We start from the raw sequence: 14,998 nt of genomic DNA, 5'->3' as shown, positions 1-14,998 counted from the left end.
CCCGTCCTCCCCTACGAGTTCGTACCGGCCGTGGCCGGCTACCAGTTCTGCCAGTCCGTGTTCCAGCCGCTGAGGCCGTTGTCCGGGGCCACCTCGGCACCCTTGGAGTTGACCACGGTGACCGGGTCGCCCACCAGAGCGGAGTTGAAGTACTTTCCGGCGTTCGAACCGTCGCTCCCGTACCGGGCGTCCGCGACCCCGATGCAGCCGTGGCTCGCGTTGTAGGAACCCATCGCGCCGATGGCCCAGGAGTTGCCGTGGACGTAGGTGCCGGAGTCGGTGAGCCGCATCGCGTGCGGGACGTCGGAGAGGTCGTAGGACTCGGCCGCCGAGACGCCGCTGACGCCCTGCGAGCTCATCCGGGTGCGCTCGGCCTTCTCCGAGATCACCATGGTGCCGTTCCAGGAGTCGAAGCCCGGCTTGCCCGCGGTGATCGGCACCGTGTCGACCGTCTCGCCGTCCCGGACCACGGTCATGGTGTCCTTGCGGGCGTCGACCGTGGTGCGCTGGTCACGGCCGATGGTGAAGGTCTGGTCGCTGTCCACCCCGCCGTAGACGTCCGGCGAGACCTCGACGCTCTTCAGCCGGTAGTGCACGGTCACCTTGGTGCCCGACTTCCAGAACTTCTCCGGCCGGAAGTCGACCCGCTGGTCGCCGAACCAGTGGCCCTTCACCACGGTGTTGTCCGAGGTCTCGAAGCTGATGCCCTTCTCGACCGCCGCCCTGTCCTTCACCGGCTTCCTGAAGTTGAGCGAGACGATCATCGCGACGCCGTACTTGCCGTCGTTGTCGATGTTGTCGTACGGGCCCGCGTCCTTCTCCGGGGTCAGGGTGCCGAAGGTGCTGTCCGCCTGGGTGGCGACGCCGTCGGCGTCGATGGCCTGGGCGGTGACCTTGTACTGCGAGGCGACCGACAGGTTCGCCGAGGGCACCCAGCTGGCACCGTCCGCGGATATCGCCCCGGCCACCGCCTTGCCGGCCTGGTCCGTCACCGTGACCTTGCTCAGCTTGCCGCTCGCCACCGACACCTTCAGCGCACCCGACGGCTTCACGTCGCTCGCACCGCTCGCGGGCTCGATCGCGATCCGCGCCGCCGACACGGTCGGCTTCGGCGACGGTGCGATCCGGGCCGCGGCGTCGCCGGAGGCCCCGCCGCCGCCCGCGCTGCAGGCCACGGTGGTCAGCACCAGCACCCCTGCGGTCAGGCCCCCGCGGATCAGCTTCATGTCCCTGTCTCCCCTACGCGTTCGTACCGGCGGTGACCGGCCTACCAGTTCTTCCAGTCGAGGTTCCAGCCGCTCAGACCGTTGTCCGGCTTGACGTCGTCACCCACCGAGTTCTTGACCGTCACCACGTCACCGACGATCGAGTCGGCGTAGAACTTGCCGGCCGAGCTGCTGTCGTCGCCCTTGTCACCGGGCGCGTCCCGCAGGCCGATGCAGCCGTGGCTGACGTTCTGGTGGCCGAAGACGCTCGCGTCGGACCAGTTGTTGCCGTGGACGTAGGTGCCCGAGTCGGTCAGCCGCAGCGAGTGCGGGACCGGGTGCTTGTACGGGGTGCCCTCCAGGCCCGGCACGGTGGAGGAGTCCATGATCGCCGAGCCCTCGCGGGCCTCGATCACCATCGTGCCGTTGTAGGCGTTCCAGGACTTCGGCGAGGAGGCGCCGGTGCTGATCGGGATGGTCTGGACCACCTGACCGTCCTTCTCGACGGTCATCTGGTGGGTCTCGGCGTCGACCGTGCTCTGCTTGTCACGGCCGATGGTGAAGGTCTCGTCGCTGTCCACCCCGCCGTAGACGTCCGGCGAGACCTCGACGCTCTTCAGCCGGTAGTGCACGGTCACCTTGGTGCCCGACTTCCAGAACTTCTCCGGCCGGAAGTCGACCCGCTGGTTGCCGAACCAGTGGCCCTTCACCACGCTGCCGTCACTGGCCTCGAACGTGATGTTCTTGGCCACGTCGTCCTTGTTCTTGACCGGCTTCTTGAAGTCGACCCGGACGATCATGCCGACACCGTAGGTGCCGTCGTCGCTGATGTTGTCGTGCGCGCCGGCGTCCTGCTTCGGAGTGAGCGTGCTGAAGCTGCTCTCCGCCGTCGCCACCACGCCCTTGTCGTCCGCCGCCTGGGCGGTGACCTTGTACTGCGCGCCGACCGACAGGTTCGCCGAGGGCACCCAGCTGGCACCGTCCGCGGATATCGACCCGGCCACCGCCTTGCCGGCCTGGTCCGTCACCGTGACCTTGCTCAGCTTGCCGCTCGCCACCGACACCTTCAGCGCACCCGACGGCTTCACGTCGCTCGCACCGCTCTTGGGCTCGATCGCGATCTGCGCCGCCGACACCGCCGCCTTGGAGTCGGCCGGCTTGCCCCCGTCCGAGGACCCGCCGTTGCCGCCACCACCGCTGCTGCAGGCCGTGGTCAGCGCCAGCGCGCCTCCGAGCAATCCTGCCACCAGGGCCCTGCTCACCGACTTCACGTTCGTCCCCTCAAATCCCTGGATCCCAGCGGTATACACGTCGTATCCGCTCGATAAGTTGCGCCCGACACCGAGGATCGAGTCACGAAAGCACAACAACGGTCCGGCCACTCGCCGGAGCGGCCGGACCGTGCCGTGCTGTCCGAGGAGGCCGATCGGCTCCTACCAGTTGGCCCAGCTCAGGTTCCAGCCACTCAGACCGTTGTCCGGCTGGACCGTCTTGCCCTTGGAGTTGACCACCTTCACCACGTCGCCGACGATCGAGTCCGCGAAGAACTTGCCGGCCGTGGAGGAGTCGTCGCCGCCCTTGGCGTCCTGCATCGAGATGCAGCCGTGGCTGGCGTTGGCCTTGCCGAACGACGAGCCCCAGTAGTTGCCGTGCACGTAGGTGCCCGAGGTGGTGAGCCGCATCGCGTGCGGCACGTCCGAGATGTCGTACTCGGAGCCCTTGACGTTGGAGACGGTGGCCGAGTTCATCCGGGTCACCTTCTCCTTGCTGGAGATGACCATGGTGCCGTTCCAGGACGGGTTGTCGTCGTTCCCGGCCGTGATCGGAATGGTCTTCACCGTGCTTCCGCCCTGCTGGACGGTCATCTGGTGGGTGGCCGCGTCCGCGGTGCTGATCCGCTCCCGGCCGATCTTGAACGGCTCGTCCCGGTCCACGTCGCCGTAGACGCCGGGCGCGACCTCGACGTTCTTCAGCCGGTAGTGCACGGTCACCTTGGTGTCCGGCTTCCAGTACTTCTCCGGCCGGAAGTCCAGCCGCTGGCTGCCGAACCAGTGGCCCTTCACCGTGCTGCCGTCGCTGGTCTCGAACGTGATGTTCTTGACCACGTCGTCCTTGTTCTTGATCGGCTTGTTGAAGTTCACCGAGACGATCATGCCGACGCCGTAGGTGCCGTTGTCCGCGATGTTGTCGGTGGCGGCGGCGGTCTTGGCCGGGGAGAGCGTGGTGAAGCTGCTGGTGGCGGCCGAGACCAGCCCGGCCGAGTCCTTGGCCTGGGCGTTCACGGTGTAGACCGTACCCACCGCGAGCGCGGTCCCGGGCTTCCAGCTCAGGCCGTCGGCGGCGATCCGGCCCTCCACCGCCGTGCCGTTCTTGTCGGTCATCTCGACGGTGGTCAGCTTGCCGTCGGCCACCGTGACCTGGAAGCCGGACGGGGCCACGTTGGTGGCGCCGTCCTTGGCCGAGACCGTCACCACGGCCGCCGAGGTCTTCGGTACGGCCGAGGCCGAGGAGCCGCCCGCGGAGCCGCCCGCGGCGTCGTCCTTGGCCGCCGAACCGCCGGAGCTGCAGGCCGCACCGAGCAGGAGCACGCCGCCCATCACCAGCGCGACGCCGGCCCGTCGGCCCGTCCCGCGGGCAACGCCTCGCCGGGTCGGCCCCGGGGCCGTCGATATCGCGGCGCCGGCCGTCTGCACGGGCTTCACTGCTGCTCCCCTCCCGGTATCCACACCGAATACACGCATCACGAGCCCGGAAAGTTGCACCGGACCGGAGAATTCCGCCGCACCCGGCCGTCGGAGCAGAGCCTCGGCCGGTGCGGTACGTCAGGATAACTGGAGCATCTGAGTGAATCCTGGGCGGAGGTCGTGCGTACTCAGTGCGCCACCGGATCGACCACCGGGTGCCACTGATCCCACGGCAGGTTCCAGCCGTTGAGCCCGTTGTCCGCCGGCACCCGGGCACCCTCGTGACCGTGCACCTCGACCACGTCGCCGACCAGCGAGTGGTCGAACAGCCACCCCGCCGCGCTGCCGTTGGAGCCGCCCTTCTCGTCCTCCAGGCCGATGCAGCCGTGGCTGGTGTTGGCGCTGCCGAAGACGTCCCTGGGCGTCCAGTAGTTGCCGTGCAGGAAGGTGCCGGACTGGGTGAGGCGCATGGCGTGCGGCACGTCATTGATGTCGTACTCGTCGCCCAGCCCGACGGTCTGCGAGTCCATCCGGGTCGCCTCGAACTTCTCCGAGATCACCATGGTGCCGAGATAGGTGAGGTGCTCCGGGCCGCCCGCGGAGATCGGCAGGGTGTTGACCACCCGGCCGCCCTGGCGGACGGTCAGGCGGTGGCCGTCCAGGTCGACGGTGCTGATCTGGGAGCGCCCGACGGTGAAGTGGACGTCCTTCTGCTGGGTGCCGTAGTCGCCGGGTGCGCCCTCCACGTCCTTCAGGTGCAGCGACAGGGTCACCCTGGTGCCCGGCACCCAGTACTTCTCCGGGCGGATGTCCAGCCGCCGGTTGCCGAACCAGCGGGCGCGCAGCGGCACCCGCGGCCTGGCACTGACCCCGATGCCGTGCTCCACCGCGGCCCGCTCGGTGATCGGGCGGTTGAAGTGCAGCGAGACCGGCATGCCGACGCCGACCGTGCTGCCGTCCTCGGGGGTGAAGAAGGCCGCGAAGGTGTGCTCGGGGGTGACGGTGGTGAAGGAGGTGTGGCTGACCGACCGCAGACCCTCGCGGTCCTTGGCCACCGCGTCCAGCCGGTAGGGGGTGGTGAGGGCGAGCCTGGCGTCCGGGATCCAGCTGGCCCCGTCGGGGCTGGTGTGCCCGGTCAGCTGGTTGCCCCGGCGATCGGCGAGGCGGACGGAGACCAGCCTGCCCCGTTCGACCGTCACCCTGACCCCGCCGTCCAGCGGGACGTTCTGGCTGCCGTCCACCGGACTGGTGGTGATCACCGCGCGGGAGACCTGCGGTGCGGAGTCGCCGGACGGCGCGCCGCCGGAGCACCCGCCGGTCAGCAGCAGCCCGACCGCCCCTGCGCACCGGCCCCAGACCCGTACTGCCGGATGCATGTTCCGGCCCTCCCAGTTTCAGTTGTTCCCATCGGTTCCGCCCGATGCCGGGCATAACGACCGCATCGTCGGGCGGACACGAGGGAACGATTTCAGTCGGCGGACGCCTGCAGGACCAGCGTACGAACACGATCGTTCACGGTCCGTCACGAGACACGCCGTCACGTGACAGCAGCAGCCGATCAGGGAACAAGAGGGAGGCGGGGAACGGGACTCCCCGCGCTGGGAGGGTGCGGGCATGGTGGCGTGGCAGGAGCTGGGGCAGGAGGCCCTTCGACGTGCGCCCGCCAGAGCCCACCCCGACGGAACCGCCCCGCCACCGGTCGCCACCGCCCCCTGGCCCGGTAGCTGGCAGCCGCTCGGCGCCCGGTTCCGGACCGGCCCGCAGGGCAGCCGGGGCACCAATTTCGCGCTCTGGGCCGCCGGGGCCGAGGCCGTGGAGCTCTGCCTCTTCGACGAGGAGGGCCGGGAGAGCCGGCACCCGCTCACCGAGCAGAACTTCCAGACCTGGCACGGCTACCTGCCGGGGGTCCTCCCCGGCACCCGCTACGGCTACCGGGTGCACGGCCGGTGGGACCCGTGGACCGGCGCCCGCTGGAACCCGGCGAAACTGCTGCTCGACCCGTACGCCCGCGCCATCGACGGCCACTACGCCAGCCACGACGCCGTCTGCACCGCCGTCCGCAACTGGCCCGAGCGCGAGGTGGCCGACACCGTGCGGGACAACCGGGACTCCGCCCCGTACGTGCCCAAGGCCGTGGTGGTCCACGACGACGACGACTGGTACGACGACCAGCGGCCCAAGACCCCCTGGGCCGAGACCGTGCTGTACGAGCTGCACGTCCGGGGCTTCACCATGCGCCACCCCGGCGTCCCCGCCGAGCTGCGCGGCACGTACGCCGGACTGGCCCACCCCGCCGCGCTGGAGCACCTGACCGGCCTCGGCGTCACCGCCGTCGAACTGCTGCCGGTCCACCACCACGTCAGCGAGGACCACCTCCAGCAGCGCGGGCTCGGCAACTACTGGGGCTACAACACGCTCGGCTACTTCGCCCCGCACGCCGGGTACTCCGCGGGCGGCAGCCGGGGCCAGCAGGTGGGCGAGTTCAAACGGATGGTGCGCGCGCTGCACGCGGCGGGCATCGAGGTGATCCTCGACGTGGTGTACAACCACACCGCCGAGAGCGGCGTGATGGGCCCGGCCCTCTCGCTGCGCGGCATCGACAACGGCGCCTACTACCGCCTGGACCGCAGCCGCCGCGGCTACGCCGACTACACCGGCTGCGGCAACACCCTGGACACCCGGCAGCCGCAGGTGGTCCGGCTGATCACCGACTCGCTGCGCTACTGGGTCACCGAGATGGGCGTGGACGGCTTCCGTTTCGACCTCGCCGCGGCCCTCGCCCGGGGCAGCGACGGCGTCGAGATGCACCACCCCTTCCTGGCCGCGGTCTCCCAGGACCCGGTGCTCAGCCGGGTCAAACTGATCGCCGAGCCCTGGGACGTCGGCCCGGGCGGCTACCAGGTCGGCGGCTTCCCGCCGCTGTGGGCCGAGTGGAACGACAAGTACCGCGACACCGTCCGCGACTTCTGGCGCGGCGCCCGCCCCGACGTCCGGGAACTCGGCTACCGCCTCTCCGGCTCCTCCGACCTCTACCAGCGCGGCGGGCGCCGGCCGTACGCCTCCGTCAACTTCATCACCGCCCACGACGGCTTCACCCTGCGGGACCTGGTCTCCTACCAGCGCAAGCACAACGAGGCCAACGGCGAGGACAACCGGGACGGCACCGACGACAACCGGTCCTGGAACTGCGGCGCCGAGGGCGAGAGCGCCGAACCCGGGATCGTCGAACTGAGGCACCGTCAACTGCGCAACATGCTCACCACCCTGCTGCTCTCCACCGGCGTCCCCATGCTCACCGCCGGGGACGAACTCGGCCGCACCCAGGGCGGCAACAACAACGCCTACTGCCAGGACACCGACGTCAGCTGGCTCGACTGGTCCCTGCTGGACGACCCCGAGTGGCGGGCGCTGCACCGCCTGACCGCTCGGCTGATCCGGCTCCGGCGCGAGCATCCCGTCCTGCGGCAGCGGGCCTTCTTCTCCGGACGCGCGGCGGTGCCGGGCGGGCAGCAGGACCTGGCCTGGTTCACCGCGCACGGACGGGAGATGACCGAGGCCGACTGGTTCGCGCCGACTGCCGTGCTCGGCATGCTGCTCTCCGGCACCGCGATGTCCGAACGCGACCGGTACGGCCGCGCCCTCACCGACGACAGCTTCCTGCTGGTCCTCAACGCCGGCGCCCAGGCGGTCCCCTTCACCCTCCCCGGCGAACCCTGGGCCGCGGCCTACGAATCCGTCCTCGACACCGCCCGCCCCGACCTCACGCCCCGCCACCACCAAGCCCTGGCCGTCGTCCAGTTGGCCGCCCGCTCCTGCCGCCTGTTCCGCATCGCCGCGGACCGGCCGGGCCCGGGCCGGGCGGGCGCGGACCGGCCGGGCGGCCCGGCAACAGGCCGGTGACCATGGCTGGTTCACGTCGTCAGGCCCGTAAAACCAGATGAGAAATGACAGGCCCCGCGCCTACCCTCTCCGCGATGGCCACGAACCAAACTCCCGTTCCCGTCCACCGGTCCGCGGTGCGCTCACTCCTGCGCCTGTGGCCCTACGCACACGAAGTCCGCTGGCGGATCGTCGGCTCGGTCACCGCAGCGCTGATCGCCTCCGGCAGCGTCCTCGTCGTCCCGCTGGTGCTCCGCGGCATCGTGGACGGCCCGATCGCCGACCACGACCTGCGCGCGCTCTGGCCGCTCGCCGGGCTGCTCCTGCTGCTCGGACTGGTCGAGGCCGGCCTGTTCGGCGTCCGACGGGTGATCGTGGCCCGCCCGCTCGCCCGGGTGGAACGCGCCATGCGCGGCGACCTCTACGCCAAGCTCCAGCGCCTGCCGGTCTCCTTCCACGACCGCTGGCCCTCGGGGCAGTTGCTCTCCCGGGCCACCTCCGACATGTTCACCATGCGGCTGTTCCTGACCTTCCCGCTGGTCTTCCTGATCGTCAACTCCCTGGTCTTCCTGACCGGTACGGTGCTGATGTTCACCCTGGACTGGCGCCTCGGACTGATCACCCTGCTGCCCGCCGTGCCGCTGATGGTGCTCACCCGCCACTTCGAGTCCAGGTACGCCGCGCTCGCCCGCCGCTCCCAGGACCAGAACGGCGACCTGGCCACCGTGATCGAGGAGTCCATCCTCGGCATCCGCATCCTCAAGGCCTTCGGCCGCCACCGCACCATGGCCGAGCGCTTCAAGCAGCAGACCCGCGAACTGCGCGGCACCGAGCTGGCGAAGGCCGACCAGCTGGCCAACCTGTGGGCCGTGATCGTCGGCCTGCCCGAGTTCGCCCTCGGCTGCGCGCTGGCGGTCGGCGCGATCCGGGTCGCCGACGACCAGCTCACCACCGGCACCCTGGTCGCCTTCCTCTCCACCGCGCTCGCCCTGCGCTGGCCGGTGGAGTCGCTCGGCTGGCTGCTCGCCTACGCCAACGAGGCCGCCACCGCCACGGACCGGTTCTTCGAGGTGATGGACGAGCCCGAGCACCCCGACCTGCCCTCCGGACACCCGGCCGGGGGCGAGCCGGGCATCCGGTTCAGCGGCGTGCGCTTCCGCTACCCGGACGCCCCCGCCGACTCCCCCGACCTGTTGCGCGGCGTCGACCTGCACATCCGCAGCGGCGAGACGATGGCCCTGGTCGGGGCGACCGGCAGCGGCAAGACCACGCTCACCGCGCTGCTCCCCCGCCTCTACGAGGCGACCGGCGGCCGGATCACCCTGGACGGCACCGACATCCGGGACATCGCCCGGCCGCGACTGCGCGAGCTGGTGTCGGTCGCCTTCGAGGAGCCGACCCTGTTCTCCGCCACGGTCCGGGAGAACGTCCTGATGGGCTCGCCGGACGCCACCGCCGAACAGCTCACCGCCGCGCTGGACACCGCCCAGGCCGGCTTCGTCGAGCGGCTTCCGGCCGGGGTCGAGACCCAGGTCGGCGAACAGGGACTGAGCCTCTCCGGCGGTCAGCGGCAGCGCCTCGCGCTGGCCCGCGCGGTGGTCGGCGAGCCGGACTTCCTGGTGCTGGACGACCCGCTCTCCGCCCTGGACGTGCACACCGAGGCCCTGGTCGAGCAGGCGCTCCGCCAGGTGCTCGGCGGCACCACCGCACTGGTGGTGGCGCACCGGCCGAGCACCGTACTGCTCGCCGACCGGGTCGCGGTCCTGGACCAGGGCCGGATCGCCGCGGTCGGCACCCACCAGGAACTGCTGAAGAGTTCGCCGGTCTACCGCGAACTGATGTCGGGCGAGGCCGCCACCGGTCCGGCAGCCCCGGCGCTCGAAGGGAGCCCCGCCTGATGACCACCACCGTCGAACCGGCGAAGTCCGAGAAGCCCGAGGATTCCGCCAAGCCCGGCGAGGCCGCCGGCACCGCGACCGGGGCCGCCGGGGCCGAGGAGCTCCCGCCGCCCGACGAGGGCGAGGACATCCCGGTCCCACCGGGCGCCGCCCGCACCCTGCTGCGCGAGCTGCTCGGCCCGCACCGCCGCCGGATCGCCGTCGCGATGCTGGTGGTCATGGTCCAGCAGGCCGCGCTGCAGTCGGGCCCGCTGCTGGTCGCCCTCGCGATGGACCGGGGCATCCCGGCACTGCGCGAGCACGACAGCGGCCCGCTGGTCGCCGTGATCGCCGCCTACCTGGGCTGCGGCCTGCTGAGCACCGTGCTCCAGCGGGCGTTCATCCGCCTCAGCGGCCGGATCAACCAGGACATCCTGCTCGACCTGCGCGGCCGGATCTTCCGGCACGCCCAGCGGCTCGGCCTGGACTTCCACGAGCGCTACACCTCGGGCCGGATCATCTCCCGGGCGACCAGCGACGTGGACGCCCTGCGCGAACTGCTCTCCGAGGGCCTGCAGGAGCTGCTGACGGTCGTCCTGTCGGTCTGCTACATCGCCGTGGTCCTGCTGGTGATGGACTGGCGGCTCGGCCTGGCGGCGCTGGTCTCCTTCCTGCCGATGTACCTGATCGTCCGCTCGTTCCGGCGCCGCTCGCTGCGGGTCTACCGGCGCTCCCGGACGGCGGCGGCCGGGCTGATCGTCAAGTTCAGCGAGACCATGAACGGCATCCGTCCGGTCCAGGCGTTCCGCCGCGAGGCGGCCAACAACGAGGCCTTCGACACCACCAACCGCCAGTCGGCCGCCGCCACCGCGGACGGCCTGCTGGAGATGGCCAGGTACGTCGGCTTCTCCCGGGCCACTGCCAACGTCTGGATCACCGGCGTGGTGGTGCTCGGCGCCTTCCTGGTCAGCGACGGCAGCCTGGAGCTCGGCGTGCTCACCGCGTTCGTGCTCTACCTCCGCCGGCTGTACGACCCGATCGACCAGCTGGCGATGTTCCTGAACAGCTACCAGTCGGCCGCCGCGGCACTGGAGAAGATGGCCGGTCTGCTCGCCCACGAGCCCACGGTCGCCGAGCCCGCGTCGCCCCTCGAACTGCCCGCGAACACGCTGAAGGGCCGCGAGGTGGGCTTCGAGCAGGTCCGCTTCGCGTACCGGACGGGCAAGGAGGTGCTGCCCTCCTTCGACCTGGTGCTGCCCGCCGGGCAGACCACCGCCGTGGTCGGCGCGACCGGCGCCGGCAAGTCCACGCTGGCCAAGCTGCTCGCCCGGTTCTACGACCCGACCAGCGGCCGGATCACCCTGGACGGCGTGGACCTGCGCGATCTCTCCACCGCCGGACTCCGGCGCGGGGTGGTCATGGTGACCCAGGAGTCCTTCCTGTTCTCCGGCACGGTCGCCGAGAACATCGCCATCGGCAGGCCCGGCGCCACCCGTGAGGAGGTGGAGCAGGCGGCCCGGGAGATCGGCGCGTACGAGTTCATCGCGGCGCTGCCCGACGGGTTCGACACCGACGTCCGCAAGCGCGGCGGCCGGATCTCCGCGGGCCAGCGGCAGTTGGTGGCCTTCGCCCGGGCCCTGCTCGCCGACCCGGCGGTCCTGATCCTGGACGAGGCCACCTCCTCGCTGGACGTGCCGGGCGAGCAGGCGGTCCAGCGGGCGATGCGGACCGTGCTGGCCGGCCGGACAGCCGTGATCATCGCGCACCGGCTCTCCACCGTGGAGATCGCCGACCGCGTCCTGGTGATGGACCAGGGCCGGATCGTCGAGGACGGCACCCCGGCCGAGCTGATCGACGGCCGCGGCCGGTTCGCCGACCTCCACCACGCCTGGCGGGAGAGCCTGGTCTGACGCCCCCGGGCGGGGGCGTCCCGGGTGTGCCCGCCCCCTGCCCGAGGGACCCGGCCGGTCTGCTGCGGGCGCTACCGCAGCAGACCGGTCTCCATGCCGGCGGTCTCCGCGGGCAGCGCGACCAGGCCCGGCTCGGCCGGTGAGGCCAGCAGGCGGTGGGTGGGGAGGACCCGGACGGTGTAGCCGAACGGGCCGGTGCGGCAGAGTTCGAGCGAACCCTCGTAACGGTGGCGGCCGTCGAGGTCGGCGCCGCCGGTCGGCTTGAGCACCAGGACGACGGCGTCCGAGATCGCGTCGGACTCGTCCACCCGCCCGGACACCACCTGCACCTCCACGTCGGCCGACTCCAGCTGCCCGAGCGAGACCTGGACCCGGAGGGTGAGCGTGGAGCCCAGTTCCTGGGCCTCGGCCAGGCCCTCGGCCTCGACGTGCTCGACCCGGACGGCCGGCCAGCCCTCGCGGACCCTGGACTTCCACTCCGCCAGCTCCCGTGCCCCGGCGTAGCCGGGCCCGCCGGGCAGCCCGTCACTGAGCTCCCGCCGGGCCACGGCCGCCGGCGCGTACAGCCGCTCGACGTAATCCCGGACCATCCGTCCGGCCAGCACCTTCGGCCCCAGGGTCACCAGGGTGTGCCGGACCATGGCGATCCAGCGGTGCGGCAGCCCGTCCGCGCCCCGGTCGTAGAACCGGGCGGCGACCTGGTGCTCGATCAGGTCGTAGAGCGCGGCGGCCTCGATGTCGTCCCTGCGGTCGGCCTCGGTGCTGTCGGGGTCGAGCGCGGAGCCGATGCCGTCGGCGGTCGGGATGGCCCAGCCGTTCTGGCCGTCGTACCACTCGTCCCACCAGCCGTCCAGGATGGAGAGGTTGAGGCAGCCGTTGAGCGCCGCCTTCATCCCGGACGTGCCGCAGGCCTCCAGCGGCCGGAGTGGGTTGTTCAGCCAGACGTCGCAGCCGGGGTAGAGGTGCTGGGCCATGGCCATGTCGTAGTCGGGCAGGAAGACGATCCGGTGCCGGACCGCCGGGTCGTCGGCGAACGCGACCAGCTGCTGGATCAGCCGCTTGCCGCCGTCGTCCGCCGGGTGGGCCTTGCCCGCCACCACGATCTGCACCGGCCTGGTCGGATGCAGCAGCAGCTCCCGCAGCCTGGCCCGGTCGCGCAGCATCAGGGTGAGCCGCTTGTACGAGGGGACCCGCCGGGCGAAGCCGATGGTGAGCACGTCCGGGTCGAGGGTGCCCGAGACCCAGCCGAGCTCGGCGTCGCCCGCACCGCGCTGGCGCCAGGAGGCGCGCACCCGGTGCCGGGCCTCCTCGACCAGCTGGCTGCGCAGGGTGCGGCGCAGCTCCCAGATCTCGGCGTTGCCGATCCGCTCCAGGCCGGTCCAGCGCTTGGCCTCGCCGGTCATCATGGCGTCCTCGGCGCGCTCCAGGCCGATCTCGGTGGCGCCGAGCCGGACCACGGCCGGGTCGATCCAGGTGGGGGCGTGCACGCCGTTGGTGATCGAGGTGATCGGGATCTCGGTGGCGTCGAAGCCGGGCCACAGCCCGTTGAACATGGACCGGCTGACCTCGCCGTGCAGGGTCGAGACGCCGTTGGCCCGCTGGGCCAGCCGCAGGCCCATGGCCGCCATGTTGAACAGCTTGGGGTCGCCGCCCGTCCAGGTCTCGGCGCCGAGCGCGAGCACCTGCTCCACCGGCACTCCGGCGAGCGCGGCGTCGCCGCTGAAGTGCCGGGCGACCAGGTCGCGGTCGAAGCGGTCGATCCCGGCGGGGACGGGGGTGTGGGTGGTGAAGACGGTGCCCGCCCGGACGGCCTCCAGGGCGGCGGCGAAGCCGAGGCCCGGCGAGTCGTCGGCGGGCTTCTCCCGCTCGTCGATCAGTTCGCGGATCCGCTCGACGCCGAGGAAGCCCGCGTGGCCCTCGTTGGTGTGGAAGACCTCGGGCTCGGGGTGGCCGGTGAGCCGGCAGTAGGTGCGGACGGCGCGGACGCCGCCGATGCCGAGCAGCATCTCCTGGAGCAGCCGGTGCTCGCTGCCACCGCCGTAGAGGCGGTCGGTGACGTTGCGGTCGGCGGTGCTGTTGGGTTCGATGTCGGAGTCGAGCAGCAGCAGCGGCACCCGCCCGACCTGGGCCTTCCAGATGTGGGCGGCGAGGGTGCGTCCGGCCGGGAGGGCCAGGTCGACCCGGCAGGGGCTGCCGTCGCCCTCCCGGAGCAGGCTGACGGCCAGTTCGTCCGGATCGAGCAGGGGGTAGCGCTCCAGCTGCCAGCCGTCCCTGGAGAGCGACTGGCGGAAGTAGCCGTGCCGGTAGAACAGGCCGACACCGATGATCGGCACCCCCAGGTCGCTGGCGGCCTTGAGGTGGTCCCCCGCCAGAATGCCGAGCCCGCCGGAGTACTGGGGCAGTGCGGCGGCGATCCCGTACTCGGGCGAGAAGTAGGCGATGGCGGCGGGCAGCGGGCCGCCCTCGTCGCCGGGCGGCTGGGCGGTCTGGTACCAGCGCGGTCCGGTCAGGTAGTCGCGCAGGTCGTCGTGGAGGTCGCCTAGTCTGCGCAGGAAGCGGCGGTCGGCGGCCAGCGCGGCCAGCCGGGTCGCCGGGACCTCGCCGAGCAGCCGCACCGGGTCCTCGCCGACCGCGGCCCACACCTCGGGATCGACGGAGCGGAACAGCTCCCTCGTCTCCGGATGCCAGGACCAGCGGAGATTGAGCGCGAGTTCGTGCAGCGGCTGGAGTTGTTCGGGCAGGACGGTGCGGACGGTGAATCTGCGGATTGCCTTCACGGCGTGAAGCCTAGACCCCCCAATGGAGATGATGGGCCGTCACCTTTCGTATTGCGCACTCGTTCGGGCTATTGGTGAGATCACATTCGGCGCACACGGCCGCACAGGGGGCGTGCGGGGGCGCATTCCTTGGCTCATATGCGCTCCTGGCGCATGAACAGCCGGGAACAGCTACGTTTCCGCTGGCCGATATGCCCCTGCCTACCGTCCGAAATCACGCGCTTACCCATACGCAGGGCTTGCCGGTGGTGCGAGGATGCACAAAGGTCGTTGGTGCTGCGGGGAGTGCGATCCGGGTGGCGCCTCCCTGCTGCCCCACGGCCGGAAACCTCTTGCGTTGACGAACCATCAGTGCCTTCGTAGCCCATTCGGCCTCAGCCGTGGTCCTCACGCGTGTCCTGGCTCTTGATCCACTCGTTCACGGGTGGGTTGGGCCACTCTGGGGCGTGCTCCGAGGGCTGCGCGCCGGGCGCGCGCACGGCGGCGCGGGCAGGTCTTTCCGGCCGCACGTCCTCCCTCACCCACGTAGTCCTCCCGGTACTCCCCCGGCCCCGCACCGGCCCGCGGGAGCTGCCGCCGATCTCGGGCAGGAGTTTGGCATGCACGGCGACACACGGGACCAGTCCATCTCGGTGACGGGCGAGCCCGATACACCCTCAGACGTGG

Annotated in this window: 8 protein-coding genes; 3 read left to right on the top strand and 5 right to left on the bottom strand. The window is 71.3% G+C overall.

Features of this window, described 5'->3' with window-relative positions:
- Positions 1 to 38: 38 nt before the first annotated feature.
- From ACFC1R_RS03900 to ACFC1R_RS03885, 4 genes are all read right to left on the bottom strand, one after another.
- Positions 39 to 1,226, bottom strand: coding sequence for an Ig-like domain-containing protein (locus ACFC1R_RS03900; protein WP_375932163.1), 1,188 nt, complete (start codon positions 1,224 to 1,226; stop codon positions 39 to 41).
- Between the two features lie 41 nt (positions 1,227 to 1,267).
- Positions 1,268 to 2,467: an Ig-like domain-containing protein gene (locus tag ACFC1R_RS03895; RefSeq protein WP_375932160.1), complete on the bottom strand. Its 1,200-nt coding sequence runs from the start codon at positions 2,465 to 2,467 to the stop codon at positions 1,268 to 1,270.
- 171 nt (positions 2,468 to 2,638) lie between these two features.
- A complete protein-coding gene (locus tag ACFC1R_RS03890; protein ID WP_375932157.1) occupies positions 2,639 to 3,907 on the bottom strand; it encodes an Ig-like domain-containing protein in 1,269 nt (422 codons plus the stop codon).
- A 170-nt stretch (positions 3,908 to 4,077) separates the two neighbouring features.
- On the bottom strand, positions 4,078 to 5,265 hold the full coding sequence (locus ACFC1R_RS03885; protein ID WP_375932154.1) for an Ig-like domain-containing protein: 1,188 nt from the start codon (positions 5,263 to 5,265) through the stop codon (positions 4,078 to 4,080).
- A gap of 238 nt (positions 5,266 to 5,503) precedes the next feature.
- On the opposite strand from ACFC1R_RS03885, the gene glgX reads away from it, so the two are divergent.
- The 3 genes from glgX to ACFC1R_RS03870 all read left to right on the top strand — a co-directional run bounded on the left by glgX (position 5,504) and on the right by ACFC1R_RS03870 (position 11,555).
- Positions 5,504 to 7,789 carry a glycogen debranching protein GlgX gene (glgX, locus tag ACFC1R_RS03880; RefSeq protein ID WP_375932151.1) on the top strand — a complete coding sequence of 762 codons (2,286 nt, stop codon included), beginning with the start codon at positions 5,504 to 5,506 and terminating at the stop codon, positions 7,787 to 7,789.
- 74 nt (positions 7,790 to 7,863) lie between these two features.
- Entirely contained in the window at positions 7,864 to 9,666 is a 1,803-nt protein-coding gene (locus ACFC1R_RS03875; protein WP_375932149.1) for an ABC transporter ATP-binding protein, read from the top strand.
- Positions 9,666 to 11,555, top strand: a complete 1,890-nt coding sequence (locus ACFC1R_RS03870) for an ABC transporter ATP-binding protein (RefSeq protein ID WP_375932146.1) — start codon at positions 9,666 to 9,668, stop codon at positions 11,553 to 11,555. The genes ACFC1R_RS03875 and ACFC1R_RS03870 overlap by 1 nt, the downstream gene beginning before the upstream one ends.
- 71 nt (positions 11,556 to 11,626) lie before the next feature.
- On the opposite strand, the gene glgP is transcribed toward ACFC1R_RS03870, so the two are convergent.
- Complete coding sequence (gene glgP / locus ACFC1R_RS03865; protein ID WP_375932143.1) at positions 11,627 to 14,332, bottom strand: alpha-glucan family phosphorylase; 2,706 nt, start codon at positions 14,330 to 14,332, stop codon at positions 11,627 to 11,629.
- Between the last annotated feature and the right edge of the window lie 666 nt (positions 14,333 to 14,998).

The organism is Kitasatospora sp. NPDC056138, from assembly GCF_042264695.1.
Classification (GTDB): domain Bacteria; phylum Actinomycetota; class Actinomycetes; order Streptomycetales; family Streptomycetaceae; genus Kitasatospora.
Note: the sequence above shows the minus strand (reverse complement) of the source record. Positions and strands in the feature narration are given on the sequence as shown.